The organism is Rhodococcus sp. IEGM 1241 (assembly GCF_033142365.1).
Lineage (GTDB): Bacteria > Actinomycetota > Actinomycetes > Mycobacteriales > Mycobacteriaceae > Rhodococcus_F > Rhodococcus_F erythropolis.
In genome coordinates this window covers 994,053-1,017,102 of record NZ_JAWLSE010000001.1, presented here as the reverse complement: position 1 = coordinate 1,017,102, position 23,050 = coordinate 994,053, and the positions used below count along the sequence as shown (strand labels likewise).

The 23,050-nt window shown below is 61.3% G+C and carries 22 protein-coding genes; 11 read left to right on the top strand and 11 right to left on the bottom strand.

The window, feature by feature from the left end; all coding sequences use genetic code 11:
* Positions 1-112: 112 nt before the first annotated feature.
* A complete protein-coding gene (locus R4P70_RS04895; protein WP_317830467.1) occupies positions 113-1,540 on the bottom strand; it encodes an amidase in 1,428 nt (475 codons plus the stop codon).
* Between the two features lie 114 nt (positions 1,541-1,654).
* Positions 1,655-2,521, bottom strand: a complete 867-nt coding sequence (locus R4P70_RS04890) for a response regulator transcription factor (RefSeq protein WP_317830466.1) — start codon at positions 2,519-2,521, stop codon at positions 1,655-1,657.
* Positions 2,522-2,652: 131 nt separating this feature from the next.
* On the opposite strand from R4P70_RS04890, the gene R4P70_RS04885 reads away from it, so the two are divergent.
* On the top strand, positions 2,653-4,257 hold the full coding sequence (locus R4P70_RS04885; RefSeq protein ID WP_021332023.1) for an acyl--CoA ligase family protein: 1,605 nt from the start codon (positions 2,653-2,655) through the stop codon (positions 4,255-4,257).
* 15 nt (positions 4,258-4,272) lie between these two features.
* On the opposite strand, the gene R4P70_RS04880 is transcribed toward R4P70_RS04885, so the two are convergent.
* Complete coding sequence (locus tag R4P70_RS04880; RefSeq protein WP_060938012.1) at positions 4,273-5,640, bottom strand: cytochrome P450; 1,368 nt, start codon at positions 5,638-5,640, stop codon at positions 4,273-4,275.
* 91 nt (positions 5,641-5,731) lie between these two features.
* Here R4P70_RS04880 and R4P70_RS04875 point away from each other — a divergent pair, with 91 nt between their 5' ends.
* From R4P70_RS04875 to R4P70_RS04850, 6 genes are all read left to right on the top strand, one after another.
* The gene (locus R4P70_RS04875) at positions 5,732-6,352 is read left to right on the top strand and encodes a TetR/AcrR family transcriptional regulator (RefSeq protein WP_021345503.1); all 621 of its coding nucleotides are present in this window, start codon (positions 5,732-5,734) and stop codon (positions 6,350-6,352) included.
* 72 nt (positions 6,353-6,424) lie between these two features.
* Positions 6,425-7,117: a TetR family transcriptional regulator gene (locus R4P70_RS04870; RefSeq protein WP_020909077.1), complete on the top strand. Its 693-nt coding sequence runs from the start codon at positions 6,425-6,427 to the stop codon at positions 7,115-7,117.
* A gap of 159 nt (positions 7,118-7,276) precedes the next feature.
* Positions 7,277-8,434 (top strand): acyl-CoA dehydrogenase, encoded by a 1,158-nt coding sequence (locus R4P70_RS04865; RefSeq protein WP_003939784.1) that lies wholly within the window; start codon positions 7,277-7,279, stop codon positions 8,432-8,434.
* 92 nt (positions 8,435-8,526) lie between these two features.
* A complete protein-coding gene (locus R4P70_RS04860) occupies positions 8,527-9,375 on the top strand; it encodes a 3-hydroxybutyryl-CoA dehydrogenase (protein WP_020909078.1) in 849 nt (282 codons plus the stop codon).
* 139 nt (positions 9,376-9,514) lie between these two features.
* Entirely contained in the window at positions 9,515-10,435 is a 921-nt protein-coding gene (locus R4P70_RS04855) for an oxygenase MpaB family protein (RefSeq protein WP_317830465.1), read from the top strand.
* A 24-nt stretch (positions 10,436-10,459) separates the two neighbouring features.
* Positions 10,460-10,852 (top strand): RNA-binding S4 domain-containing protein, encoded by a 393-nt coding sequence (locus R4P70_RS04850; protein WP_029256216.1) that lies wholly within the window; start codon positions 10,460-10,462, stop codon positions 10,850-10,852.
* Between the two features lie 17 nt (positions 10,853-10,869).
* Here R4P70_RS04850 and R4P70_RS04845 read toward each other — a convergent pair whose 3' ends face one another.
* Positions 10,870-11,502 (bottom strand): GyrI-like domain-containing protein, encoded by a 633-nt coding sequence (locus R4P70_RS04845; protein ID WP_020909081.1) that lies wholly within the window; start codon positions 11,500-11,502, stop codon positions 10,870-10,872.
* A gap of 123 nt (positions 11,503-11,625) precedes the next feature.
* On the opposite strand from R4P70_RS04845, the gene R4P70_RS04840 reads away from it, so the two are divergent.
* Positions 11,626-12,810 (top strand): metallophosphoesterase, encoded by a 1,185-nt coding sequence (locus tag R4P70_RS04840; protein ID WP_020970747.1) that lies wholly within the window; start codon positions 11,626-11,628, stop codon positions 12,808-12,810.
* A 6-nt stretch (positions 12,811-12,816) separates the two neighbouring features.
* On the opposite strand, the gene R4P70_RS04835 is transcribed toward R4P70_RS04840, so the two are convergent.
* Both R4P70_RS04835 and R4P70_RS04830 read right to left on the bottom strand, forming a co-directional pair.
* Positions 12,817-13,503: a TetR/AcrR family transcriptional regulator gene (locus tag R4P70_RS04835; RefSeq protein ID WP_317830464.1), complete on the bottom strand. Its 687-nt coding sequence runs from the start codon at positions 13,501-13,503 to the stop codon at positions 12,817-12,819.
* A gap of 47 nt (positions 13,504-13,550) precedes the next feature.
* Positions 13,551-14,378 carry a potassium channel family protein gene (locus R4P70_RS04830; protein ID WP_029256219.1) on the bottom strand — a complete coding sequence of 276 codons (828 nt, stop codon included), beginning with the start codon at positions 14,376-14,378 and terminating at the stop codon, positions 13,551-13,553.
* 954 nt (positions 14,379-15,332) lie between these two features.
* Here R4P70_RS04830 and R4P70_RS04825 point away from each other — a divergent pair.
* The 3 genes from R4P70_RS04825 to R4P70_RS04815 all read left to right on the top strand — a co-directional run bounded on the left by R4P70_RS04825 (position 15,333) and on the right by R4P70_RS04815 (position 16,384).
* Positions 15,333-15,857, top strand: coding sequence for a hypothetical protein (locus R4P70_RS04825; protein ID WP_133727071.1), 525 nt, complete (start codon positions 15,333-15,335; stop codon positions 15,855-15,857).
* An 11-nt stretch (positions 15,858-15,868) separates the two neighbouring features.
* Positions 15,869-15,991: a hypothetical protein gene (locus tag R4P70_RS04820; RefSeq protein ID WP_256063008.1), complete on the top strand. Its 123-nt coding sequence runs from the start codon at positions 15,869-15,871 to the stop codon at positions 15,989-15,991.
* A 261-nt stretch (positions 15,992-16,252) separates the two neighbouring features.
* Positions 16,253-16,384, top strand: coding sequence for a hypothetical protein (locus R4P70_RS04815; protein ID WP_256063007.1), 132 nt, complete (start codon positions 16,253-16,255; stop codon positions 16,382-16,384).
* Between the two features lie 167 nt (positions 16,385-16,551).
* Here R4P70_RS04815 and R4P70_RS04810 read toward each other — a convergent pair whose 3' ends face one another.
* The 5 genes from R4P70_RS04810 to R4P70_RS04790 form a co-directional block, all read right to left on the bottom strand.
* On the bottom strand, positions 16,552-17,469 hold the full coding sequence (locus R4P70_RS04810; RefSeq protein WP_095968531.1) for a diacylglycerol kinase: 918 nt from the start codon (positions 17,467-17,469) through the stop codon (positions 16,552-16,554).
* Positions 17,466-19,046 carry an FAD-binding oxidoreductase gene (locus R4P70_RS04805; RefSeq protein ID WP_133727401.1) on the bottom strand — a complete coding sequence of 527 codons (1,581 nt, stop codon included), beginning with the start codon at positions 19,044-19,046 and terminating at the stop codon, positions 17,466-17,468. The genes R4P70_RS04810 and R4P70_RS04805 overlap by 4 nt, the downstream gene beginning before the upstream one ends.
* Positions 19,047-19,138: 92 nt before the next feature.
* Positions 19,139-19,678 (bottom strand): DinB family protein, encoded by a 540-nt coding sequence (locus R4P70_RS04800; protein ID WP_317830463.1) that lies wholly within the window; start codon positions 19,676-19,678, stop codon positions 19,139-19,141.
* Between the two features lie 169 nt (positions 19,679-19,847).
* Entirely contained in the window at positions 19,848-21,776 is a 1,929-nt protein-coding gene (gene htpG, locus R4P70_RS04795) for a molecular chaperone HtpG (protein WP_095968529.1), read from the bottom strand.
* A gap of 131 nt (positions 21,777-21,907) precedes the next feature.
* The gene (locus tag R4P70_RS04790) at positions 21,908-23,041 is read right to left on the bottom strand and encodes an acyl-CoA dehydrogenase family protein (protein ID WP_020970752.1); all 1,134 of its coding nucleotides are present in this window, start codon (positions 23,039-23,041) and stop codon (positions 21,908-21,910) included.
* Positions 23,042-23,050 lie beyond the last annotated feature (9 nt).

Here is a 23,050-nt window from a genome sequence, read left to right as displayed (position 1 = left end):
ATTTCGATTAGAAATACTTTGAGATTCTCGACAAGCTTGCAAACGCGCATGACGCACTACGAAAGGGCGTGCAGCGCGCCTAGTCGGACTGCCGGATCGCATTTGCCCACTGCTATCCCTGGACCGGCGGCCACACCGGCGCAATGGACCACGGACGCGCCGTTTCGAGTTGCGACGCAACCTGAATCAGCAAATCTTCACGCCCGAACGCGCCGACCAACTGCACGCCGATCGGCACACCGGCCGAGTCATGACCCATCGGCAAGGAAATCGCAGGCTGACCGGAACTGTTGAACGGACTGGTCAAGCCGCTGTATCCGGCCGAATGCTCCCAGATCGACATGGGATTTGCCGTATCGAGCAAACCGAGCGGAGCTGCCGGCCGAGCCATCGTCGGAGTCAGCAGCAGGTCGTGATCGACAAAGAACGCACCGATCACCTGGGCAGCCCGCTCGAGTTCCTGCAATGCCTTGACGACGTTCGTCGCACTTTCGGACTTCGCGCGGTCGTAGATCATCCGAGCCATCGGCTCGAGGTCGTCGTCGCGGATTGCGCGGTTCAGTGTCTCCAGTCGTTCATCGACCTCGATCGTCATCGGAATGCCCATCAACACGGAAAGTCCGGCAGTAAGGGCATCGAGTGGAAAGTTCGGGGCGCCCTCGGTGACATCGTGACCGAGTTCTTCGAGCAGGCCGGCAACACTGGTTGTGACGGCCGCGCACTCCGGGTCCACCGGGGTGCCGTCCGGCAGCACGTTGCTCAGACCAATCCGCAACCGTCCGGGATCCGCACCCACTTCCTCGATGTACGGCCGCCTCGGCGCCAGGATCACGTAAGGATCGCCCACTGTCGGCCCGGCGGACAGATCGAGAAGCAGCGCAGTGTCGCGGACACTTCGGGTGAGTGCGTGATGAACACTCATCGGCGACGAGAACAGCGTGCGCGCCGGTGCCGTCGGAGTGCGTCCGCGGCTGGGCTTGAGGCCTACCAAGCCACAGGCCGATGCGGGAATGCGGATCGATCCACCGCCGTCACTGGCATGGCCGCCGGGCACGATCCCGACGGCAACCGCTACAGCCGTGCCACCCGAAGATCCGCCGGGTGAACGATCGAGGGCGTATGGGTTGCGGGTGGGCCCGAACAGCGCAGGTTCGGTACTCGCGTTCTTACCGAACTCCGGTGTGTTCGTCTTGCCGATGACAACCAGACCGGCCTCACGGTATCGCTCCACGAGCGTCGAATCTTTTTCTGCCACAGCGTCGGCGAACAATCGAGATCCGTTGGTGCTCGGCAATCCTGCGACGTCCAAGCCCAGGTCTTTGATCACGAACGGGACGCCGTGCAATGGACCTTCCGGCAGGCCGTTCGATACTTCGTTGCGCGCTTCCTCGCGACGCTCACTGATCACCGCATTGACTGCAGGGTTGCGCTCGTCGAGTCTGTCCAGGCTGAACTCGAGGACTTCCTTGGCTGAGACGTCACCGCTCTTGATCGCTTCGGCAAGGCCGGTCATGTCGTTGTTGTCGAACAAATCCTGCATCGATGCCCTCATCACTCGTGTGGAACTCTGCCGATAGTGAGGTCCGTCATATCAATCGGAGCCTCGACGTGGTGTCGAAATTCCGCTTGGCGGGACCGCCGCGCAGGGTCAGCCCTACAGAATCAAACCTTGCCGCCGCGCTTCCACAACAGCTTCGTGACGACTGCGGACATCGAGCTTTCCCATCAGATTCCGCATGTACGTCTTGATCGTTTCGACGCTCAACGACAACCTCTCGGCGATCTCGGCGTTGCGCAGTCCGAGAGCGACGTAGCTCATCACCTCTCGCTCGCGTGGCGACAGGACGACACTGTTCACAGCTGGAGTGTTCGTCGAAGGCTTCGGCGACACCAATGCACGCAGCTTGGCCTCGACGGCATGGACCTGTGCGCTGAGAGCCGTGTCCTCGAGGTTCGCCGCGATCTCGCCGAGCGCCAGAACGCTCTCGGTCAGCCCTTCGGATATCTGGGCGTCTCGGTTCGAACCATGTTCCACCGCAGCGGTATCGAGCATCGCCACCCGCCGATCCACCTCGTCGCGGATCTCGAATTCGCGGGCCAACGCGTACGACGATCGCATCATCGTCTCGGCAATCACGTCTCCGATCGGCAGGTTGGCGCGCAGTCCTCCGTAGATCGCTCCGCGGGTAACCCCGCGTACGACGATCGGCACCGCCATCAAGGATTCGATCGCTTCGGTGCCCACTTCGTAGTCGTAGTCGTGAGTGATGTGCGACGAGTTCGCGTAGTCCTGGACTGCGCCCGGTCGTTGTTCTGCGATCGCACGACCACCGAGTCCGCATTCGGCGTCGATCTTCAAATTTCGCAGGATGTTGCTACGAGTCCCGACGTAGCCGGTGATGGTCAGCGACCGGTCGTCGACACAACCGCCGAACAGAACCGGCAACTCGGTTCGGGGGTGCAGTCGACGCAGTTCGGCGCGCAACGCGTCGTCGTCGCTCGGTCTCAGTACCCTGCTCACTCTCACCTCCACATACCCAATTCAGAGGGTAGCGGCACCTTTGACTGGGCAATAGCGTGCATCCAGGCCATTTGTAGTGCCGATCACAACTACCGTGACACCAACCGTGTCACGTCGCCTTCGGAGGAACCGTGTCTGTCTCGACAGCTCTCGCAGCCAACAACACCCCGCTCAGTCCGCTGCGCTTTCTCGAGCGCAGCGCTGCGGTGTTCCCCGATCGCACCGCCGTCATTCACGGCGACCGGAGCTACACGTACCGAGAGTTCGGTGACGAGGTCGCAGCGCTGGCCCGCGTCCTGCGTCAACGCATTCAGCCCGGTGACCGCGTTGCATACCTGGCGCCGAACGTTCCCGAGATGCTGTTCGCGCATTTTGCCGTCCCACTCGCCGGCGGAGTCCTGATCGCCCTTAACTCACGCCTCGCCGGTCCCGAACTCGAGTACATCATCGATCACTCGGGAACCACGATCCTGTTCGTCGACTCCGAATTCGTCGGCTCGGTCACCTCGTCCAAGGCGAACGTGACGAGCCTGCGCGAGATCATCGAGATCCCGGACTCCACCGTCCCGTCCCCGGAGGTTCCCACCGGAATCGTCACCGGGCAGTACGCCGATCTGATTGCCGAAGGTCAGGCTCTCACCGATCAGCCACTGCACTGGGGCGTCGACGACGAGCAGCAGTGCATCGCCATCAACTACACCTCTGGCACCACCGGAAAACCCAAGGGCGTCATGTACTCCCACCGCGGGGCATACCTGAACTCGCTCGGCGAGACATTCCACAACGGCTTCGACGGAGCGACGAAGTATCTGTGGACACTGCCGATGTTCCACTGCAACGGGTGGTGCACGCCGTGGGCCGTCACTCAGGCCGCAGGCACACACATCTGCCTGCGCGCGGTCCGCGCCGACGCGATCTGGGACGCCATCGACAATCTGGGCGTGACGCATCTGTGCGGCGCTCCTACCGTCTGCTCCACCATCGCCGACGCGGACCAGGCCCACAAGGTCGAAGCCTTGCACATCACCACCGCCGGCGCTCCCCCGTCACCGACGATCATCGGAAAACTCGAAGACATCGGTGTCACCGTCGTCCACGTCTACGGCCTCACCGAGGTATACGGCCCGTACACGATCTGCGAGTACCAGGAAGCCTGGGACGACAAGCCGCAGTCCGAGCGCGCCGCACTTCTCTCCCGTCAGGGAGTCGGCATGGTGCAGGCCGAAAATGCTCGCGTTGTCGATGCCGAGATGAACGACGTTCCCGCCGACGGCCAGACCATGGGTGAGATCGTGCTCCGCGGCAACAACGTGATGCTCGGTTACTACCGTGACGAGGCCGCGACCGCCGAAGCATTTGCCGGTGGTTGGTTCCATTCCGGCGACCTCGGCGTCATGCATCCCGACGGTTACGTCCAGCTCAAGGACCGCGCGAAGGACATCATCATCTCGGGCGGTGAGAATATCTCCACCGTCGAGGTGGAGCAGGCGATCATGAGTCACCCTGCCGTGATCGATGTGGCAGTCGTCGGCGTTCCCGACGAGAAGTGGGGCGAGCGCCCGAAGGCATTCGTGGTGCTGGGCAAGGGATTACAGGCTTCCGCCGAAGACATCGTCGAGCACACCCGTGCATTGCTGGCCGGGTACAAGGTTCCCCGCGACATCGTCTTTCCACTCGACCTTCCTCGCACCCCGACCGGCAAGGTTCTCAAGTTCCAATTGCGTGCGTCGAAGTAATTCGGCCGTAGGGTCTCAGCGCACCGAACTGTGACGTCGGCGCAGATCGACAGGTTGCCCGTCCGAAGGGAACGGCAAGGACGTGAAGTCGAGCGGAGCGACGTAATCTGCGTCGACGTTCCAGTCGAAGCGCATGAGGAGGTGGTGCATGATTGCCTTGATCTCGGCGCCGGCGAAGTGCATTCCCAGGCATTTGTGCACTCCACCTCCGAACGGTTCCCACGCGTACCGATGAACCTTGTCTTCGCGTCGATTCTCGGCGAAACGTTCGGGATCGAAACGCTCGGGATCAGGCCAGTACTGCGCCATGTGGTGCGTGAAGTGAGGGGCGACAGAAACATACGTTCCCGCAGGCACGAAGTGACCCCGTACTTGAGTGTCGCGGACCGCTCGCCGCGCCATGACCGGTACGGGAGAGACGAGTCGGAGGCATTCCTTCATCACCAGGTCAAGGCTGCTCAGGCCGTCGAGATCTGCATAGCTGGGCGTCGAGGTCCCCAGAGCGAGCGACTCGGCACGGCACCTGTCCTGCCACTTCGGATGTTGACCTAGATATTGCATCATCGTGGAAAGGGTGATCGTCGAAGTGTCGTGTGCGGCCATCAGGAGGAAGATCATATGGTCGATCACTTCGTCGTCACTGAAGCGTTGTCCTGCTTCGGATTCGATGTGACAGAGCACGGAGAACAGATCATCGGTTGCGCGAGCTCGACGCGCCGGCAGGTAGCGACGAAAGAAGTCTTCCAGGACCCGGCGGCCGTCGAGTCCTCGCTTCCATCTGGTCCCCGGCACGCGGTAGCGGACCAGAGAAGTAGCCGCCTGCACACAATCCACGAAAGCCTTTTTCACCGAAGATATTTCGCTTTCGGTACTTCCTTCCGCACCGCCCATGAAGATGTCGGTGGCGAGATCGAGGGTGAGTGTCTTCAGCGCTGTGTATGCACGAAATCCGTCAGTGGGGGTCCATGTGTCGAGCGCCGAGTCGATTGCCGGATTGAGAACGTCGACAGACTTCTCGATCCGAGTCCGAGTGAACGCCTGCTGCATGATTCGACGATGCCGTAGATGTTCTTCCGAATCGAGAAGCATCAGCCCACCGTGAAAAAAGGGGCCGATAAGCACCGACCAGCCGTCGCTGTTCACAAAAGCCCGATCTTTGTTCTGCAGCACTTCCTGGCACGCGTCGGGTCCGAGAACAGCGATCCACTGCCGACCGACCATCGAGAACCAAGAGACCTCGCCGTATCGATCCCAGTTCTCTTGCATCAATGCGAGTGGATCGCGGATGTATGCAAGAGCGTGCCCGACGAGAGGCAGCCCGGAACGGCCCGAAATCGGGTGCAACTGCGAGTTCACGGGGGGACGAGCCAGGATCTTGGACACTGCGACCTCTACTCTCGCTCAATCTGACAGTGCATCCTGTCAGATGGACTGTAGTCTGCGTCACAGTGGTTGCGTCTGTCAATATCGACCTATGACTTCTCCGACGCCGCGGCGGTATGCCGGCCTCAGCGGCGACCAGCGCTCAGCATTGCGGCGCGAGAGCTTGCTAGAGGCAGGGCTGGAACTATTCGCTGTCGCAGGCAGTCGAGGCGCCACGATGACCGCGATCTGTGCGCGAGCCAAGTTGACGGAACGCTACTTTTACGAAAGTTTTTCCAGCAGAGACGAACTGCTGAAAACAATCCTGGACGGAATTGCCGACGAGGTTCGCGACGCCGGCCTGACCGCACTACGAGCGAGCGACGGAACGCTCGAGCAGCGCGTACGAGATGCCATCACGTCGTTCGTCACCCTCCTCACCGACGATCCCCGCAAGGGGCGTGTGGCAATGATCGAATCCGCTGCATACGAGCCCCTTCGCGCACACCGGCGCGCGGTACTGCACGGCTTCGCGCAAATGGTCGCGGACGAAGCCTCGCGAATGTACGGCGACCGAGCTTGGCCATCTCATCAAGGTCAGATCAACGGACTGCTCTTCGTCGGGGGCCTTGCCGAATTGGTCACCGCGTGGCTGAACGAGGAGATCGCTATTACCCCTGACGAGATCGTCGAGGCGGCAACCTACCAATTCACGTCCACCGCACACCGTTGAGATGGAACCGATCGGCATGCGGTTGCTGCCCGCCACACCGGGATGGCGCGAACAGGCGCAATACTTGTCCCCATGAGTGAACGCGCAGACCTGCCCGGAACTGACCCCGCACAGTTTCGGGTACACGTCGCGTCTCAAGCGATCCGGTTGTTCTCGGAGAACGGGTACGAAGCCACCACCGTCGAGCAGATCGCCGCTGCCGCCGGTGTGTCGCGCCGGACGTTCTTCCGGCAGTTCCGCTCCAAGGAAGACGTGATCTTCGCCGATCACGAGTCCCTCCTCGAACACGTGGCCGAGTTCCTCGCGTCCGATTCCGCCGACCCCTGGGCGTCGGTGTGCGAGGCCGCGGGACTGGTCTTCGACTTCTTCCGCCGGAACCGTGACCTTTCGATGCGGCGATACCGCGTCGTACAGCATGTTCCGGCTCTTCGCGACCGCGAACTCGTCACCGGATTCCGCTATGAGCGCCTATTCGTCGACTACCTGCGCAGCGCTGTTCCCCGCGAACCGGTCCTCGAGGTTGTCGGTTTTGCCGCAGCTGTCACCGCGTGCCACAACTACCTCTTGCGAAGCATGATCAAAGGCGACGAAGACGCCACAGCCGAAGCGCTGAGCCAGGCATTGCTCGACGTTCGGCGGACGTACGGCGTGGCATCCGGGTCCAAGACCAGCACGCCAGAATCGAAGTCTGTGCTGGTAGTAGCATTTCCCCCGGGAACGTCCGCCGAGGAGATCAGCAGAAAAATCCACGAACAACTCGGCTGACACCGCTCGTGCACCGGAACTTCACACTCCCATCCCTTGACCTGGCACTCAGTGCCGTGTTTGACTGGGGTCATTGGCACCGGTCTGTCCGCGAATCTCGTTGGTAACGCCGGAGCCGCACCGACCGCCTTCAAGCAACCTTCACCAAGGAGCGTTCCCATGGCAGGAAACCCGGATTTCAATCTCTTCGCACTGAACGAAGAGCACGACGAACTGCGGGCTGCTATCCGCGGACTCTCCGAGAAGGAAATCGCGCCGTACGCCAAGGACGTCGACGAGAACGCACGATTCCCCGAGGAAGCGCTCACCGCCCTCAACGCGTCCGGCTTCAACGCCATCCACGTTCCCGAGGCTTACGACGGCCAGGGCGCCGACTCCGTCGCCACCTGCATCGTCATCGAGGAAGTCGCCCGCGTCTGTGGCTCCTCCTCGCTGATCCCCGCCGTGAACAAGCTCGGCACCATGGGCCTGATCCTCAAGGGTTCCGAAGAGCTCAAGTCCAAGGTGCTCCCGGATCTGGTCAACGGCGGAATGGCGTCGTACGCGCTGTCCGAGCGTGAAGCCGGATCCGACGCGGCCTCGATGCGTACCCGCGCGAAGGCTGATGGTGACGACTGGATCCTCAACGGCTCCAAGTGCTGGATCACCAACGGCGGCAAGTCGACCTGGTACACCGTCATGGCTGTCACAGATCCCGACAAGGGCGCAAACGGCATCTCCTCCTTCATGGTCCACAAGGACGACGAGGGCTTTGTCGTCGGACCGAAGGAAAAGAAGCTCGGCATCAAGGGCTCCCCCACCGCTGAGCTGTACTTCGAGAACTGCCGCATCCCCGGTGACCGCATCATCGGCGAACCGGGCACCGGCTTCAAGACGGCACTCGAGACCCTCGACCACACGCGTCCCACCATCGGCGCTCAGGCTGTCGGCCTGGCCCAGGGCGCACTCGACGCGGCTCTGGCATACACCAAGGATCGCAAGCAGTTCGGCAAGTCCATCAGCGACTTCCAGGCTGTTCAGTTCATGCTCGCGGACATGGCAATGAAGGTCGAAGCCGCACGTCTGATGGTCTACACCTCCGCTGCTCGCGCCGAGCGCGGCGAGAAGAACCTCGGTTTCATCTCCGCTGCGGCGAAGTGCTTCGCTTCCGACGTTGCCATGGAGGTCACCACCGACGCCGTACAGCTGTTCGGAGGCGCCGGCTACACCACCGACTTCCCGGTCGAGCGCATGATGCGCGACGCCAAGATCACGCAGATCTACGAAGGCACAAACCAGATTCAGCGCGTCGTGATGTCGCGTGCGCTACTGAAGTAGGGCCTCCGGCCCTGTGCGCGGTCAGGCAGTCCATAGACTCCTTAACCGCGCACGGGGGCTTGACCCCTGTCTGAAGAATCTTGAGGAGAATCGTGGAACTCGTAGGCGTAATCGGCGGCGGCACCATGGGTGCCGGCATTGCCGAAGTTTGTGCAAAAGCCGGTAGCTCGGTACTGGTGCTCGAAACCAAGGAAGAATTTGCCGCCGCTGCTCGCGAACGGATCGCCAAGTCGATCAACCGCGGCGTAGCCAAGGGCAAGATCACGCAGGAAGACGCCGACGCCGCCATCGCACGCGTTCGCGTCACCCTGGACATGGAAGAGTTCGCCGATCGCGACCTGGTGATCGAGGCGGCTCCCGAGATCGAAGCTCTCAAGTACGAGATCTTCGGCAAGCTCGACAAGATCGTCAAGCCTGCAGGCATTCTCGCGACCAACACCTCGTCGATCCCCGTCATCAAGATCGCCAAGGCCACCTCGCGCCCCGGCCAGGTTGTGGGCGTTCACTTCTTCAACCCCGTGCCGGTCATGCCGCTCGTGGAGATCGTGGTCAGCCTCACGACGTCCGAAGAGACCGTCCTCGCCGTCACCGACTACGCCAAGAACACGTTGCGTAAGAAGACGGTTCGCGCGGGCGACCGCTCGGGCTTCATCGTAAACGCTCTGCTCATCCCTTACCTGTGCCAGGCTGTCCGGATGCTCGAATCCGGCTACGCCACAGCAGAAGACATCGACGAGGCCATGAAGGGCGGCTGCGGCTACCCGATGGGTCCACTGACGCTGCTCGACACCGTCGGTCTCGACATTGCCCTCGCAGCGGCAGAGTCCCTGTACGCGGAATTCGCAGAGCCGCACTACGCTCCGCCGGCGCTGCTTCGCCGTATGGTCGACGCCGGTCGTCTCGGCAAGAAGACCGGTCGCGGGTTCTACGAATACGCCTGAGTCCGACCGCTTCACTCTTCCGGCCCCTCACCTGTTGCAGGTGAGGGGCCGGAGTTGTTTTTCGGACAGATCTTGTCGAATCGATTGACAAATTCGTGTAGCGCGGCAAAAGTCATCATGTGACAACAACCGTTGTCACATGAACGCAGGCGGAGGGGTCACCCAGATGAGCAGCGATGCAGACACCGGTACTCGTCGGCCGAAGCCCCGGGAACTACCCAAGTCCCGAGAACTGCGAGCCGATCCGATCGGCCCCGGTTCCCTGACGTGGAAACACTTCGGCGATATTCGCGGTCTGCTGTATCTCGGACGCGCAGGCACCCTGCAGAACATGCACCCCGCGGTAAGTGGAGCGCTGCAAGATCATTCGAATTTCTTCGACAACCCGCTCGACCGCCTGTTCCGCTCACTGCCGCCCATCTACGGCGTCGTGTACGACCGGACCGAAGAGGGCACAGGCACGCTCGTTCGCAACTTCCACACCGATCTCAAAGGAATCGACGAAACCGGCGGGCGCTACCACGCCCTCACTCCTGACACTTTCTGGTGGACACACGTCACGTTCTTCGAGGTGATTCTCGATTTCAACGAGCGATTCGCGTACAAGAAGTTCACGCAGGAGCAGAAGGACCAACTTGTCCGTGAGGCCGTAACCTGGTGGCGCTGTTACGGACTCACCGATCGACCGGCTTTCGACGACTACGCCAGCTTCCGCACGTATTGGGAAGACATGCTCGACAACCACCTGATCAACACCCACACCACAAAATGGTCGACGCGCATCGCCGAGCACGACATCGCACCGGCTCCGAAGGTTCCGACGTGGCTGTGGCGTCTTAGCTCTCGCCCCACGATGGCCGTGGCGAACTGGATCGGCAAGGCACTGATGCCGGAGAAGGCACGCAAGACCCTTGAATGGGAATGGACGCCGCGCGACGAACGGATGTACTTCTGGTTCGCCCGCTTCCTGACATTGACAGATCGGTTCTGGCATCTGCTGCCGCTACGACTGCGGTATGCGCCGCGCGCCTACTCGGGCATCCGCGCGCAGGGTCTGTGAGCACTCGTCGGTAGGCTGGAGTGCGTGCCAGCCCAACTCCCCTCCGACGCGATCAGTGTCCGCGTGGACAGCTGGACGTGGGCGGTTCGGCTGTTCAAGACACGCTCGCAGGCGGCGACGGCCTGCCGATCGGGACACGTTCGGGTCAATGGAACGTCGGCAAAGGCGGCTCAGCAGGTGAAAGCCGGCGACGAGGTGCGGGTGCGTGTATCCGGCATCGAACGCATTGTCGTCGTGGTCAAGCCGATCACGAAGCGAGTCAGCGCGGTGCTGGCCGCCGATTGCCTGCAGGACAATTCGCCGCCCCCACCACCGCCCGAACTGATTGCGTCCATTCCGCGACGTGATCGCGGCGCCGGCAGACCGACCAAGCGCGAGCGACGTGACCTCGAGAAGTTGCGCGGCCTCGAGCCGTAACCACCGCCTCGAACGCGTCACGACCTCGAAACAGGCTGACGCAGAACCGTCTTCAGTTTCTCGGGCGGTGTACGGCGAGCGTCGCTGAGATAGATCTCGTGATGATCGCCGTTGAAGCTCAGGCCGTTCGACGGGATGAACGTGTTGTGCAGCCGGTCCAGGGTGGGAGCTTCGTCGTCGTACGAGCCGACGTGAAGAATCTGGACGGACAGGCCCTCCTCCAATTCGAGGAACCTGACCTTGTCCAGAGCGGCCACGTTCTTCTTGGCCCGGACGGCTTTGGCTCGGACTGCTGCAATCGCCGCAGACAGTTCGGCCGCCGTGATCCACTCCGGTTGCGAGATCATCATCGTCCAATCCCACGACGCCTTGTCCCGTGTCACGAACACCTCGGGGTCATCTGCCCGCCACAACCCTTCCAGCGGGCCAACGACGAAGTCGCGATCCAATTCCTTCTTGCTCGCGAATTTTGCCGAGTAGGACACCGAATACAGCGCTTCGAGCGCCTCGGAGTACTCGGTGGCAGTGTTGGGGTCGCCGTGACCGTCGACGCCGAAGTAGCCGAAGCGGGGAACGGTCACGAGGGCAAAATCGCGGCGCCCAGGCGAGTAGAGATCCTTGTATGCCTTCTTGACGTCGTACTTCTCCATGCGCCACCCACCTGATCACTGGCCGAGTTTCAACGTTCGGAAACCTATCCGAGAACACCGACATCCCGATAGCGGACCACTGTCCCCTTGTTAATAGACCAGTGGACCTTTACTCTGGACGGGGTGACTACACCCCAGGCGACCGACGTCGCTCGAGTTCCGCGCCGCAGACCGTTGCGGATCGTTGCCATATCCGCGATTGTCGCGTCGATCTTGGCTCTGTTGTTCGTGTACCCATGGTGGAGCTTGTTCATCCGGCCGGACTGGCCGACGGCGGTGGCAGTTTTCGGCACCGTTCTGTTTGCCGCCCTCTTGATCGCCCTGCCTGCGAGCATGGTGCTCAGCCACGGACACACCGACCGCGATCCAGTTCGCCTGATCGGCGACGCACTCCTCGGAATCATCTGGGTCGTGTTCGTGTGGACCCTGCTCGGCGAAGTTCTGAGGCTCGGACTGCTCGTCGGCGGCGTGGATGACCCGCTTCGATCGAGAATCGTCGCCGTTGCCGCACTGATCATCTCGGCCCTTCTGCTGATCTGGGGCTACCGGGAAGCCATGAGACTGCCACGGATCAAGCAGGTCGACGTCACCATCCCCCGCCTTGGTGCGGGGATGGACAAACTTCGGGTAGTCGCGATCACCGACACTCACTTCGGGCCGATCAATCGCGAGAAGTGGTCCGAGCGCGTGATCGCGGCAGTCAACGATCTCGACGCCGACATCGTGGCCCACGTCGGTGACATCGCCGACGGAACGGTAGAGCAGCGCCTCGGCCAAGCGACCCCCCTCGCATCGGTCGAAGCCGGGCTCGCTCGCGTCTACGTGACCGGCAATCACGAGTACTTCCACGAGGCTCAGGAGTGGCTCGACTACATGACCTCGATCGGCTGGGACGCGCTGCACAACCGCCACCTCGTCGTCACCAAGGGCGGAGACAGACTGGTCATCGCCGGAGTCGACGATGCGACAGCGTTGGGATCGAAACTGGACGGGCACGGCGCGAACTTCGACATGGCCCTGGCCGGCTCCGACCCCGAATTGCCGATCCTGATGCTCGCCCACCAACCGAAGCAGGTTACTCAGTCCGCTTCCGCGGGAGTGGATCTGCAGCTCGCCGGTCATACCCACGGCGGACAGATCTGGCCCTTCAACTTTCTGGTGAAACTCGATCAACCGTCGGTGCACGGGCTTACCAGGCACGGAGAACGTACGCAGCTGTACACCAGCCGGGGAACCGGATTCTGGGGTCCACCCTTCAGGGTGTTCGCACCGAGCGAGATAACCGTTCTGACGCTGCACAGCGCCTGATCGTTCTCAGCTCGTTCGGGTTGCCGCTCGCGCCGACAACCCGACGAGCTGGTTGACCAGACCTTCACGCAGGCCGACTGCGAACATGTCGGAGGCCGGGGGCGCCTGCATCTCGTTCAGTACGACGACCATGGATTCAGTCGGCTCGGCAGTCGGCCACAAGCCGGCAACGATCACCAGGGTTACCTTGGCGAATTGAGCGGCGTCGCCCTCCGAGAGATGGGGCAGTTGCGAATGAACCAGCGACGCAAACCTTCCCGAGTTGACCGTCGCCCGCTTCTTGAAGTCACGGGCGAAGTCGACGGAGATGTTTCTTTCGAGGACACCGGCCATGACACTCATCAACTCGCACAGTAATCGCTGTGAGACAAGCGATTCCGCAACCGCGGATGCCACATGAATTTCAGCGGCAAACGGTGAGTCGCCACCGGTCGAAGTCAACGACTCGGACAACCCGTCCAGCCACGCTACCCAGTTCTCGTCGAGCACTTCGAGAAAGATAGCCTCGCGACTGTCGAAGTACCGGAGCACGTTCGACTTCGCGAGGCCGACACTCTCACTGAGCTCACGCAGACTGATGTCTGCGACTGGCTTGGACCCGAGCATCGCGCGAGCTGCGTCGAGAATCGCGCACCGACGTGCTTCGATCTGCTCGGGCCTGCGCGCGCGCTGGAATTCATGGGTCGCCACCATCACGCAAGATTATCAGACCATCGTTCTATTGTTTGCTGTACTGCGGGTCAATTGTCCGAAGGTGCATGCTGCGCCACGACTCCCCTCGACGCCAGTTCGCGACGCAGCGAATCGGTATCGACGGACGCGAGATCGACTCGGTGCGTGCGGGTGGCCAAAGCTCGGACCTCCACGGACAGATCTGCCACCTGCTTACGCGTCGCGGCCTGCCCTGCCTCGTCCTGTTCCGCCACTCGCTCGACCAACCAGGAAGCGAGTGTGGCAGTCACGATGCCCAGCAATGCAATTCCGCCGATCATCAACGCTCCGGCGATCAGGCGCCCGGTTGTAGTGACAGGAGCCATGTCTCCGTAACCGACGGTCGTAACCGTCTCCATCGCCCACCACAACGCCGTCCCGTACGACGTGATGGCGGCGCCCTCAGCGTGCCGCTCGGCGTCGAGCATGGCCAGTGCCGCGACACCGATCAGCAAGGCCGTAGCCCCGGTGGCGTAAACAACCACTCGTCCACGCAAGCTTTGCCCGCTCGAGCGGTGGACTATTGCAAGCAGGGTGACCAATCGAAGGAGGCGCAAGGGACGCAGCATGGGTAGCACCACCATCGCCAAATCCAAGAGATGCCTGACGAACCAGCGACCGCGTGCAGGAGCCAACCACAGGCGAACTGCGTAGTCGACGGCAAATACGAACCACGCGGCCCACATGATCCATTCGGTCAGGCGATGCGGGAAGCCAGTCGGTTGCGCCAGGACTTGGTACGCGTACGCCACCAAGAACAGGCAGGCCGCAGCGGTCAAGGGGATGTCGGTGGTGAGCTGCCACCGCTCCGACGTCCACGCAGTGCGGCGGTGCACCGACTTCCTCGATTCGTTCATCCGAGAAGTCTTACACCACTGCTACCTAGTGCCCGGCAGAACCGACTCAGATCCGAGTGTGCGTCAAGATGTTGAGCGCCGTGGGAACTTCGAATGTTCTTCGATCGGCACGTCTGCACCACGCCAGATAAATGGCAGCGCAACCGCTGTGCGCTTCATCCCATCTTCCAGGGCATCCTCGATCGCTGCCGCAAATTCACTGCGGAATGGGCTGACCCCACCAAAAGTTGCAACCAAACTTTCTTCACATCCTCCAAAAGTATTAAGAATCGATATACCATTACCCGTCAAAAGCGTTAGTGATATGCGGGAAATTTCCGGAACGAAGCAAACCTTGATGTTTAAGTTCTCAGAGCTGACACGGAATTCTCAGAAGGCTTCTGGCCGACAGGTCCGCCCACGACTTTTCGCCCAATCTCCAAATACTGAAACTCCATACCTACATATACTTCAAGCGTCTTCTAACAGTTCTCTTGAACAATTTTCAATGATTCGATGCTGCTCACAGAATTTTCCGCAGGAGGCAAACCTTACAGTCGATTCTGGACGTCGAACTCGACACGGGCGCCCAACAGAGAATTACATCCCTGTTCACATAGGTGATATTTCATCACGTTTGCCATATGGCTTCCAGTTCGAGGCTCGTCCAAACGGCCTATCTTTGGCAATCCTTCACGTTTCCGTCGAGCGGCAAATCGGCAGCATCCAGCTCGAAAAGACGAATCTAAAAAACAGATACAGGTTTCAGTTTTTCGGGTTATCGTCTTGCTTGTCACAAATCGGGCCTATCGAATTCATGGCCTGATTCAGACGCGCTGAGGGGTGCAACTGAGGTCACGACATCGACCCGACCCGCACGCAGGCAGGCAGACAGGCAGGCAGGCAGGCAGGCAGGCAGGCAGGCAGAGGAAATGTACATACGCACGAGATCTCACCAGTGAGGAATCAATCAGTATGAAAATCAAGCAGATCGGACTCGGGGCCGCAGCACTGGCTTCAGTCGCCACCCTCGCATTCGCAGGGCCCGCATCCGCAGCAGCGGCAAACTCGGTACCCACAACCAACTACCAACTGTGCGGCAACGTCTATAAAGGGACCTGGAATTCGAACTCGGCTCCGCCCTCAGGCTCCGGCTCCACCGGAGTCGCGGGTGTCACGATCACCGGTAACTTGTATGACCCGACGTCGGCAACCCCGACCGTACCGGTCTTTACCGGCACATCCACGGCGACCGACGCCAACGGAAAGTACTGTGTCAATGCGAATTCGAGCTTGTCCGATGTCGTTGTCAACAACGGTGGATACGTCGAACTGACGCTCAACACTGCCACCCTACCAACTACGACTCCGCCGACAACCGTCACGAGCGCTAACCCCTGGTCCAATGCGGGCACCACCCACATCGGCACCTCGACCTTCCTTGCTCACAAGCACTTGATATGGCTGTCGGCATACAACTTCCATTTCACCGTCTCGTAAAGGACCTTTGAATGCTTGCAGTATTCGTCGCCCTGATGGGTGCTTTCATTTCCGGGGTAGCACCCGTGCTGGGCGGTTCGATCGACGGCCTGAACGCGATGTCGTCCAACAATTATTCGAGCGGAGCGCAGTGATGGGATCTATTGCCGAGGCCACGTCATCGTTGGGCCAGACGGTGACGCAGATGCTCCCTATGATGTTCGATCTTCTGATCCGGACCCCTCTGAACCTATCGTTCGGGTTCATCCCCCAGTGAAAGGAACAACCGCGCAATGTCTTTGCAGGCAGTAGTTCTCGACCTCCTTGCGGTGGTATTCGACTCATGGATGGGCTCGTTGGGGCCAATCGCTGAGTTGATCCCCGCGCTATCCTAAGAAAGGCTGAGGTGCAATACGATGTCGTCTGACTACTTTTCAAATGTAGCGGCGCTGATCGCCGGTCTCATCACCATCGGTTTGTTCGGCCTCAACACAGCATCCAGTGAAGGCGCCGGGTGGGGAAGTCTGGAGTCGGCAAGCGCCGACTGAAACATGTTCTCACACCCTCAGTATGGGTGTGGTCTGGCGGACTGGTCTGGTGCGGAACGAAATTCGTTGGGCACCAGACCAGCCTTGGTCGGCCTCAATGCTGTTCAGTTGGCCTCGCGGTTCGACGGAGGTGTGCCCCATACCTGCGCGTGACCGACAGAACCGACTCAGATCCGAGTCTGCGTCAAGATGTTGAGCGCCATGGGAACTGCTTCGATCGTGATGGGCAACGGCCCCACCCGATCACCGTCCGCGTAAGCGATGATGCCTTCGGAAACCAACCGCACCTTCTTCGATCGGTAGGTCTGCACCGCATCCAAGGAGACGTGAGTTCCCTTGTACACCCGCGGAAACAGGCGCACCAGACGCAACCTCGAACCATGCCCGACGACGGTCAGATCCAGCAACCCATCCGACTTCGACGCGCCCGGGGTGATGAGCATGCCGCCACCGTACGAACGCCCGTTACCGACTGCGACCAGCGTCGCGTCCACCGTGATGACCTCGTCGTCGAGTTCGATCCGGTACGGCAACGGCTTCATCTTCGCCAACTCGGCAAGCATCGCCAGGTTGTAGCGCATCGGCCCCTTGGGCCAGGACATCCGATTGGCCCGCTCGCTGACCAGCGAGTCGAATCCACTGGCGATGATAGTTCCCGACCAGACGACGGAACCGTCGGCCAGCGTGATCTTCGCCAGATCTGACTGCTGCACGACACCATCTGCGATCACATCGGCTGCTGCTTCGGGATCGCCTGTGGGAATCCCGAACTCACGGGCGTGATCGTTGCCGGTGCCTGCCGGGATGAGCCCGATGGGTGTGTCGGTCAACGCGGCGGCCTGCAGTCCGATACTGATGGCACCGTCGCCGCCGACAACCACGAGTGCGTCGGTACCTTCCTCGATCGCACGACGCGCCAACTTCTTGGCGTCGTCGGCGTCGGTTCCGATGATCTCGGTGACGGCAACGCCCCGAGCGCGCAGCCGCGCAACACCTTTGCGTCCTGCCGCAGGCGCGTGACCATGTCCCGCCATCGGATTGATCAGGACGGTAACCTTCTCGATCTGACTGCGGGTTTCGGTCACGGAATCAGCTTTCCAGGATTGAGGATGCCGGCAGGGTCCACTGCATTCTTCACTGCGCGAAGGATATTCGCGCCCAATTCGCCGATCTCGTCCTTCATCCACGGGCGATGATCAGCGCCGACTGCATGATGATGGGTGATCGTGCCGCCGGCCGAAATGATCGCATCGCCCGCGGCAGTCTTCGCCTTGTGCCACTGAGCGATCGGGTCTTCGGTCTGCGCGCTGACCACTGTGAAGTACAGCGAAGCGCCGGTCTTGTAGGTGTGCGAAATGTGGCACATGACGAGCGGCTGAGTACCCTGCTCGACGAGAGCCTTCGTCAGTGCCTCGGTGACCGAGGAGCGCAGGTTCGCGAGGTTGCCCCAGGTGGTTGCCGTCTCGAGGGTTTCACACAGCGCACCGACATCGAGGAGAGCGTCACGCAGATACGGTGCATCGAATCGCCCGTGCTCCCAACTGTTTCCGGGCTCCTCACCGAGCGAAGTTCCACCGTGAGCGGTGAGAATTGCGCGGGCCTCCGCCATCCGTTCAGCGGTGTGCGAAGCCGTGCCCTCGTAGGTGGTAATGCCGAGGCAACCACCGGTGAAGGCATTCTCACCGATCTTGTCGGTGGTCGCCAGATTCACGCCACTCTCGGCCTCGTCGGACAACCGCAGGACGGTCGGAGCCGATCCTTCCTGAACCAGCTCACGCAATGCGGCTGCGCCGGTAGCGAAGTCGGGGAAGCTCCATCCCTCGCGCACGGTGGTTTCGGGCAGGCGGTGAACCCTTACACGCACGTGCGTGATGACGCCGAACGTGCCCTCGGAGCCGACAAAAAGCTCACCCAGATCGGGGCCTGCAGCGGATGCCGGCGCACGCCCGGTCTCGATCACGCCACTCGGGGTGACAACGGTGAGGCCCTGAACCATGTCCTCGAAGCGCCCGTATCCAGCCGACGCCTGCCCCGAAGAACGGGTGGCGGCGAACCCGCCCAGAGTGGCGAACAGGAAGCTCTGCGGGAAGTGCCCCACCGAGAAGCCGTGCTCACGCAGAAGCTCCTCGGCGCGTGGACCGGTGGTTCCGCCGCCGAACGTCGCGATACCCGATTCCTCGTCCAACCCGACGAGCTGATCGAACCTGCGCAGATCGAGAGATAGAACTGCGTCGAACCCGTCACGAATGGGATCGAGCCCGCCGACGACGCTGGTGCCACCACCGAACGGGACCACTGCGATCCGGTTGGCAGAGCAGTATCGGAGAACCTGTTCGACCTCTGCGTCTGTCCCTGGAGTGACGACTACGTCCGGTGCGTCCTGCGGCTCGGCGCTACGACGGCGGAGCAGATCCGGGGTGCTCTTGCCACCGGCCCGAAGGATTCGATCCGAATCCTTGGTGCTGACGTACTCCGCCCCGACCATCCCGGCCAGCGCTTCGACGTGCGACTGAGCCATAGCGGACGGAACCACCTGGACGTCTTCGATCGCGAGGCGCGATCGCGTCGGTGCGGAGACACCGAGAAATCCGGTCAACAGTGATGTGACTGCGTCCGACAGTTCACGCTTCTTGGCCGGATCGCCCCAGGCGTCCCACTGCATCGGCGGTTGCAAGGCAGACTTTTCGGTGCTCATAGACACTAGTGTTACATATTTGTGTGATGTGTAAACATCCCGGTTGATCGAGCTGTCGATCAACCCATCGTCTTGGATCCGTCGACGGCTTCACGAAGCATGTCCGCGTGGCCCGCATGCTGGGCCGTCTCGGCGATGATGTGCAGCAGTGCGCGCCGCGCTGACCAGCGAGCTCCCACTTCGAACCACGGCGCCGACGGCAGTGGATGCGAGATGTCGAGGCTGTCCAGCGAGGCCACCAACTCGTCGGTCCTCGCCGCGATCCCCTCGTATTCGGACACGATGCTTGCCAAGGTCTCACCCTCGACCATGGCAAATTCGTTCGCCCGTTCCTGCTGCATCTCTTCCGACCACTGGGTCGGGTCGAAGTCACCACCAAGTCCGGCCGGCCCTTGCAGAATGAAGTCGACCCAACCCTTTTCTGCCTGACCTACATGCTTGACCAATCCGCCGAGGCACAGTTCGCTCACGGTCGGCCTCGAAGCAGCCTGGTCGTCGGTGAGGTTCTTGACGGTGAAGAGCAGGAATTCGCGATGCTGACGCAGGCTCTGGAGGAGATCCGCGCGCTCGCCGGTGACGGTGGCAGTCGGTGCGTTCATGATGTTTTCCTTCGCTCGTGGGTTCTTGTCTGTGAGAACTACGTTAGAAGTCATTGCGGACAGAAACGGTCCTCAATAGAAAACGATCAAGAAAAAACTCCCGGCACCCACCCATGAAGGTGAGTGCCGGGAGTACGAGCGAGCTACGACGAAATAGGACTGCGCGAGATCAGACCGTGCGGGCCAAACGATCGGCCAGCAGACGCGTGAAGTGCGCCGGATCGCTGAGCTCGCCGCCCTCGGCAAGCAACGCCATGCCGTAGAGCAACTGAGCCGTCTCCGTCAGGTTCTCCGCATTGTCGTTGGCGGCCTGCGCCTCCCGCAGCCCCGAAACAAGAGGGTGCTCCGGGTTGAGCTCGAGGATGCGCTTGCTGTGCGGAACAGGCTGACCCGAAGCCTTGTACATCTTCTCGAGCGTCGGAGACATGCTGAACGCGTCGCCGACGATGCAGGCGGCCGACGTGGTCAGTCGCGTCGACAGACGCGTTTCCTTGATGTCGTCGGACAGGGTTTCGGTCAGCCACGTCAGCAACTCGCCGAATTCCTTCTCCTTCTCTTCGCGCTCGGCCTCGGCCGCCTTCTTCTCGTCCTCGGTGTCGAGGTCGACCTCGCCCTTGGCGATCGACTGGAAGGTCTTGCCGTCGAAGTCCGAGACGGCGTCGACCCACATCTCGTCCACGGGGTCGGTGAGAACCAGAACCTCGAGGCCCTTGGCCTTGAAAGCCTCCATGTGCGGGGAGCTTTCGATGAGGTGACGAGATTCGCCGGTCATGAAGTAGATCTGTTCCTGACCGTCCTTCATTCGCTCCACGTACTCCGCGAGAGTGGTCACGCCCTCTTCGCTGTTGGTCGAGGCGAAGGACGAGACGTCGAGCAAGGTCTTACGGTTGTCGACATCGGCCATCAGGCCTTCCTTGAGCGCGCGCCCGAACTCCGTCCAGAAGGTCGAGTACTTCTCGGGCTCGTTCGCCTTCATGTCCTTGATGGTCGAGAGGACCTTCTTGGTCAGACGACGACGGATGGCAGCGATCTGCCGGTCCTGCTGCAGAATTTCACGAGAGACGTTGAGCGAGAGGTCTTGTGCGTCGACCACACCCTTGACGAAGCGCAGGTAATCGGGCACCAACTCTTCGCAGTCGTCCATGATGAAGACGCGCTTGACGTAGAGGTGGATGCCGGCCTTGCGCTCACGCATGAACAGATCGAACGGCGCCGTCGACGGAATGAACAGCAGCGCTTGGTATTCGAAAGTACCTTCGGCCTTCATCGGGATGACCTCGAGAGGCTCGTCCCAGGCGTGGCTGACGTGCTTGTAGAACTCCTTGTACTCGTCCTCGGACACCTCGTCCTTGGAGCGAGTCCACAGAGCCTTCATCGAGTTGATCGTCTCGGTCTCGATGGTGACCTCGGGCTCTTCGCCCTCCGCCGGCGTCGACGTACGAGCGACATCCATGCGGATGGGCCACGCGATGAAGTCGGAGTACTTCTTGACCAGTTCCTTGATCTTCCATTCCGACGTGTAGTCGTGCAGGCCGTTCTCGGAATCCTCGGGCATCAGGTGCAGGGTCACGGAGCTGCCCTGCGGCGCCTCGTTCACATGCTCGAGCGTGTACGTGCCTTCGCCGGTCGACTCCCAGCGCGTCGCGTGATCTTCACCGGCGCGACGGGTCAGCAACGTGACCTTGTCCGCCACCATGAACGTGGAGTAGAAGCCGATGCCGAACTGACCGATCAGTTCTTCGGATGCCGCTGCATCCTTGGCTTCCTTGAGCTTACGACGCACCTCGGCGGTGCCGGACTTGGCGAGCGTGCCGATCAGGTCGACGACCTCGTCACGCGACATTCCGATGCCGTTGTCGCGGATGGTCAGGGTGCGTGCCGCCTTGTCGATGTCGATCTCGATATGCAGATCGGAGACGTCGACGTCGAGGTCTTTGTCCTGGTACGACTCGAGGCGGAGTTTGTCCAGCGCGTCCGAAGCGTTGGAGATCAACTCACGAAGGAAGCTGTCCTTGTTCGTATAGATTGAATGAACCATCAGATCCAGCAGCTGACGTGTTTCTGCTTGGAACTCGAGCTGCTCGGTATGCGCGGTCACTTCGATCCCTTTCTCTTCTCGGACTGATCACAGGGATTTTACTCGACCTCGAATACCGCGGGCCGGCCCCCGCACAGACAAGGGAGGCCACGCGACCTGCGCATGACCTCCCGTTATCTTCACCCACCGATCTACTCGGTGACGTTCACCATCGAATAGTTCGAGACGCCGCCGGCCAGCACCCTGAGGTGATCGTCCGAAGCGCCCAGAGTGTGTTCGATGGCCACCAGCCGCGAGACGTAGTGCCCGACCGGATACTCGGCCGTCATTCCGATACCACCGTGCATCTGAATTGCTTCCTGACCGATCTGATGCGCAGCGCGACCGACAGCCAGCTTCGCTCGCGACGCGATGGTCGGATCGATCACCCCGTCGGCGATGGCCATGGTGGCGTACAGACTCATGCTGCTCGCCAGTTCGAGAGCGACGTACATGTCGGCCGCACGATGCGTCAGCGTCTGGAACTTCGCGAGCGGAACACCGAACTGCTTGCGCTGCTTCAGATAATCCGTCGTCAGTCGGAGCGCCTCGGCCATGATTCCGATGGCCTCGGCACACAGAGCTGCCTGCGCCCGGACCTCTGCTTCGACGATCGCCGCCGTGACATCGCCGCCCTCACCAAGTTGTTCGGCCGCGGCATCGGTGAACGTGAACTGCGCACCGCGACGGCCGTCGTGGGTGGCGTACGCAGTCCGGGTGACACCCGCACCTTCTGCATCCACCAGGAAGAGCCCGGTGCCGCCGCCTGGAAGTGCGGCGCTGACGATCACGACGTGCGCGCTGTCGCCCTGCAGGACCGGGTTCTTGACGCCGGTGATCGTCCACCCCGATCCCGCCTGCGAGGCCGCGGTCGTGACAGTGGCGACCGGCCAGCGCGTGCCAGGTTCCGGATGGGCAAAGGCCGACAAAGTGGTTCCGTCGCTGAGCACCGGCAGGAGTCGCGCCCGCTGATCTGCCGAACCGATCGCAGCAATCAAACCGCCGGGGATCAGAACACCACCCAAATACGGCTCGGGTGCAAGCGCGCGGCCCAGTTCGGTCATCACCACCATGGTCTCGACCGGCCCAGCGCCCATCCCGCCATCGGCCTCCGCGAATGGTAGGCCGAGCAGCCCGAGCTCTGCGAACTGCTTCCACACCGAGGCAGTCCATCCCTCGTCGGTGGCCGAGGTGGCGTTGCGCTTCTCCGCGTCGTAGCTGCGGCTGAGTAATTCGCGTGTTGTGTCGCGAAGCATCGTCTGTTCGTCGTCGAGTTCGAAATTCATGTCAGATGC

Excerpts from the sequence above, each read along its gene's own strand:
- R4P70_RS04865 (WP_003939784.1), top strand. The coding sequence starts at position 7,277 with ATGGCAGGAAACCCGGATTTCAATCTCTTCGCACTGAACGAAGAGCAC.
- R4P70_RS04805 (WP_133727401.1), bottom strand. The coding sequence starts at position 19,046 with ATGCAGTGGGACGCCTGGGGCGATCCGGCCAAGAAGCGTGAACTGTCG.
- R4P70_RS04830 (WP_029256219.1), bottom strand. The coding sequence starts at position 14,378 with ATGAACGAATCGAGGAAGTCGGTGCACCGCCGCACTGCGTGGACGTCG.
- R4P70_RS04825 (WP_133727071.1), top strand. The coding sequence starts at position 15,333 with ATGAAAATCAAGCAGATCGGACTCGGGGCCGCAGCACTGGCTTCAGTC.
- R4P70_RS04800 (WP_317830463.1), bottom strand. The coding sequence starts at position 19,678 with ATGAACGCACCGACTGCCACCGTCACCGGCGAGCGCGCGGATCTCCTC.
- R4P70_RS04790 (WP_020970752.1), bottom strand. The coding sequence starts at position 23,041 with ATGAATTTCGAACTCGACGACGAACAGACGATGCTTCGCGACACAACA.
- R4P70_RS04820 (WP_256063008.1), top strand. The coding sequence starts at position 15,869 with ATGCTTGCAGTATTCGTCGCCCTGATGGGTGCTTTCATTTCCGGGGTA.
- R4P70_RS04875 (WP_021345503.1), top strand. The coding sequence starts at position 5,732 with ATGACTTCTCCGACGCCGCGGCGGTATGCCGGCCTCAGCGGCGACCAG.
- R4P70_RS04870 (WP_020909077.1), top strand. The coding sequence starts at position 6,425 with ATGAGTGAACGCGCAGACCTGCCCGGAACTGACCCCGCACAGTTTCGG.
- R4P70_RS04845 (WP_020909081.1), bottom strand. The coding sequence starts at position 11,502 with ATGGAGAAGTACGACGTCAAGAAGGCATACAAGGATCTCTACTCGCCT.
- R4P70_RS04855 (WP_317830465.1), top strand. The coding sequence starts at position 9,515 with ATGAACGCAGGCGGAGGGGTCACCCAGATGAGCAGCGATGCAGACACC.
- R4P70_RS04835 (WP_317830464.1), bottom strand. The coding sequence starts at position 13,503 with ATGGTGGCGACCCATGAATTCCAGCGCGCGCGCAGGCCCGAGCAGATC.
- R4P70_RS04895 (WP_317830467.1), bottom strand. The coding sequence starts at position 1,540 with ATGCAGGATTTGTTCGACAACAACGACATGACCGGCCTTGCCGAAGCG.
- R4P70_RS04815 (WP_256063007.1), top strand. The coding sequence starts at position 16,253 with ATGTCGTCTGACTACTTTTCAAATGTAGCGGCGCTGATCGCCGGTCTC.